This is a genomic window from Mesorhizobium sp. M7A.F.Ca.CA.001.10.2.1 (assembly GCF_003998575.1).
Lineage (GTDB): Bacteria > Pseudomonadota > Alphaproteobacteria > Rhizobiales > Rhizobiaceae > Mesorhizobium.
Window position 1 is genome coordinate 1 of record NZ_RZQY01000907.1, and the last position, 1824, is coordinate 1824.

At 64.5% G+C, this 1824-nt stretch carries 2 protein-coding genes and 1 pseudogene; 2 read left to right on the forward strand and 1 reads right to left on the reverse strand.

Features of this window, described 5'->3' with window-relative positions; genetic code table 11:
• Positions 1 to 397: pseudogene (locus EN964_RS33315) on the forward strand (DsbA family protein); the annotation flags it as partial.
• A 39-nt stretch (positions 398 to 436) separates the two neighbouring features.
• Positions 437 to 1048, forward strand: coding sequence for an NAD(P)-dependent oxidoreductase (locus tag EN964_RS33320; RefSeq protein WP_127270535.1), 612 nt, complete (start codon positions 437 to 439; stop codon positions 1046 to 1048).
• A 25-nt stretch (positions 1049 to 1073) separates the two neighbouring features.
• Here EN964_RS33320 and EN964_RS33325 read toward each other — a convergent pair.
• A partial coding sequence (locus EN964_RS33325) for an ATP-binding cassette domain-containing protein (RefSeq protein WP_164776294.1) occupies positions 1074 to 1824 on the reverse strand: 751 nt, incomplete at its 5' end.

Below are 1824 nucleotides of genomic sequence, written 5' to 3' on the forward strand. Positions count from 1 at the left end.
CCTCAATGTCCGTGGGACCCTGCTCGATTCACATGCCGCCACACTCGGCATCAGTGCCGCTGGCCTGGAAGATCCCAGCCGCCGGCTTGCGGTGCTGAAGACGATCCAGCATGCGCGCTATGTAGAAGGACGCGATGTCGTGACGATCGGCGGTGTGGCCGAGGTGCTCGCCGCCGCCGGCATGGCGGACGCCGCCGAAATGCTCAAGGCGCCGACCGAAACATTGCTGACGGCTCACCGCGATCTGGTTGGCCGTGGCCGTGCGCTGTTCCAGCGCCTGCATGCCGATGGCGTGCCTTCGCTCTCGGTCATCCGCAATGATGCGCCCCGGCTCATCGGTTCGAACGCGCTGTTCGGCAGCTTCGACAATCTCGTCGCCCATATCGCGGCGGCGTGATCCCATCCTCCAGACCCCAACAAGAATAAGGAAACAGACATGGCAAAAGTCGCTCTCATTGGTGCATCGGGCGCCGTCGGTTCACGCCTTCTCAGGGAACTCTCCGATCGCGGCCACACCGTCACCGGCATTGCGCGCAACCCGGAAAAGATCGCCGCGCTTCCGGGCGTGACGGCGAGGAAGGGCGATGTCTTCGACAGACAAGGTCTCGCCGACCTGATCCGCGGCCATGACGCGGTGATCAGCTCCGTGCATTTCCTGGACAGCGATGCCGATACGCTGATCGAGGCGGTGCGCGCCTCCGGCGTGAAGCGCTATCTGATCGTCGGCGGCGCCGGCAGTCTCGAAGTCGCACCGGGCAAGCGGTTGGTCGACACGCCTCAATTTCCTGATATCTACAAGGCCGAAGCGCAGAAGGGCGCCGACTTCCTGGACAGATTGAAGACGGTCGACGACCTCGATTGGACGTTCCTGTCGCCATCCGCCATGTTCGTGCCTGGCGAGCGCACCGGCAAATTCCGCCTCGGCAAGGATACACTTCTCGCCTCCGATAAGGGCAGCAGCATTTCCTTCGAGGACTATGCGATCGTCATGGTTGACGAGATCGAGAAGCCGGCCCACATCAGGCAGCGCTTCACCGTCGGCTATTGAGCGAACGGCTGGCGGCGGCCGGGTCTCAATCGAGGCCGGCCGACGCCAGCCGCATCAGAGTCCGGTTCAATCTCGGTGCTGCCGCCACCAGCGCCTTGCCGATGGCCGATTGCGGTGCGTCGATGACGGTTTGGGCATCGCCACTTTCGGCAATCCGCCCGGCATCGAGAAGGATGACGCGGTGGGCGACCGACCTGATGACGCCGAGATCATGTGAAATGAAGAGATAGGCGATCTTTTCCTGGCGTTGCAGGTCGAGCAAAAGCTCGAGGATCTCTCCGCGCACGGAGACGTCGAGCGCCGACACCGCCTCGTCGAGCACGATCAGCGACGGCTTTGTGGCGATGGCGCGCGCAATGGCGACGCGCTGCCGCTGGCCGCCGGAGATTTCGTGGATGGCGCGTGGGGCGAGATCAGCCGTCAGCCCGACGCGCTCCAGCAAGGCGGCGATGCGGCGCGGCCGCTCGGCGGGGGAGGCGATGCCATGGATGCGCAAGGGATCGTCGAGCACACGCGCCACCGTGGCGCGCGGGTTGAAGGCGGCCAATGGATCCTGGAACACCATTTGCAGGCGTGCGCGGCGTGCACGCAGCTTGGCGCCGCTCAAGGCCAGGAAATCACTGCCCTCGAAGTCGATGCGCTCGGCGTCCTGCTCGATCAATCGCAGCACCAACCGCGCGATCGTCGACTTGCCGCTGCCGGAAGGTCCCGCCAACGCCAGCGTCTCACCGGGGTCGATGTGAAAGGAGACATCGTCGACGGCAGCGATAGTCTTG

What these genes read in the sequence shown, in the direction of transcription:
- EN964_RS33320 (WP_127270535.1), top strand. Translation starts at nt 437, where the DNA reads ATGGCAAAAGTCGCTCTCATTGGTGCATCGGGCGCCGTCGGTTCACGC.